This is a genomic window from Microtetraspora glauca, assembly GCF_040656155.1.
Taxonomy (GTDB): Bacteria; Actinomycetota; Actinomycetes; order Streptosporangiales; family Streptosporangiaceae; genus Microtetraspora; species Microtetraspora glauca.
The window spans coordinates 1-1027 of sequence record NZ_JBFALK010000059.1 but is presented as its reverse complement, the minus strand read 5'-3'; the positions used below and the strand labels follow the sequence as shown (position 1 = coordinate 1027).

Genomic DNA, 1027 nt, shown 5'->3' with positions numbered 1-1027 from the left:
CCGGGCTGGGTGCGGGCCCGACCGCAGGGGGACGACGCGGGTCGAGAAATGCGTGAAGTCACCACCACGGGTCGCCGTGTCGCCCGGTACGACTGCCGGCCCCCTGTCCGCGGGTCCAGCAGCGGTCCGTCAGCAGTTCGAGATCGAGATAGGCCTTACGGACGGACTTCGATCTTGACTGAGACAGGGCTCCAATGTGCTTCTCGGACTGCTTCTCGATCAGGGGCGCAGCAGAGTGCTGTTCGAATCACAACCACAGAGGCGCCAAACATGAGGCGCCTCAGAAAGAGGAACTCGTGGCTATCAAATTGCGAGGTGGACGCACCGTCAGCCTCGTGACCATCGGTGCGCTGGCCGTATCCGTCTTCACGATCGGCGGCGTCGCCACCGCTTCGTCGGCTGACGAGAGCGCCTTGTACGCCTGCGTCAACAAGAAGACCCGATACATGCGTCTCGTCGGCGTCACCACGACGTGCCGCCCGACCGAGACGAAGGTCTCCTGGGGCAAGGAGGGGCCGCAGGGCCCGGCAGGTCTCCAGGGAGCGACCGGCCAGTCGGGTGCCCAGGGCAGGCAGGGCCCCCAGGGCCAGAAGGGTGAAACCGGGCCCGCCGGTCCGCAGGGCCTCAAAGGCGAGAAGGGCGAGACCGGCCTGAAGGGCCAGGATGGCAAGGACGGCGCTCAGGGACCAAAGGGCGACAAGGGCGACCGTGGACTCCCCGGCGAGGACGGCAAGCAGGGACCCAAGGGCGACACCGGTCCCATCGGACCACAGGGCCCCAAGGGCGAACCCGGGGGACAGGGCGTGGCGAGGATTGTCAAGGCGCCCTTCAACCTCAGAGAGAACCAGGGAAGGGCCATAGTACGGTGCCCAGCTGGCAAGATCGCCACTGGTGGTGGCTATATGTTTGACTTCTTTAGCAGCTCCGACGACCCCGCCCAAATCGTCGCCAATATGCCGTACGAGGAAGGGGTCACGGTGTTGGGCTGGCAAATATGGGGAAGCGGCTCCAGCAAGCAATACACAGG

At 65.4% G+C, this 1027-nt stretch carries 1 pseudogene; it reads left to right on the top strand.

The annotated features are described in order from the left end of the window. Positions 1–335: 335 nt before the first annotated feature. Positions 336–1027, top strand: a pseudogene (locus AB0I59_RS42050) (hypothetical protein); the annotation flags it as partial.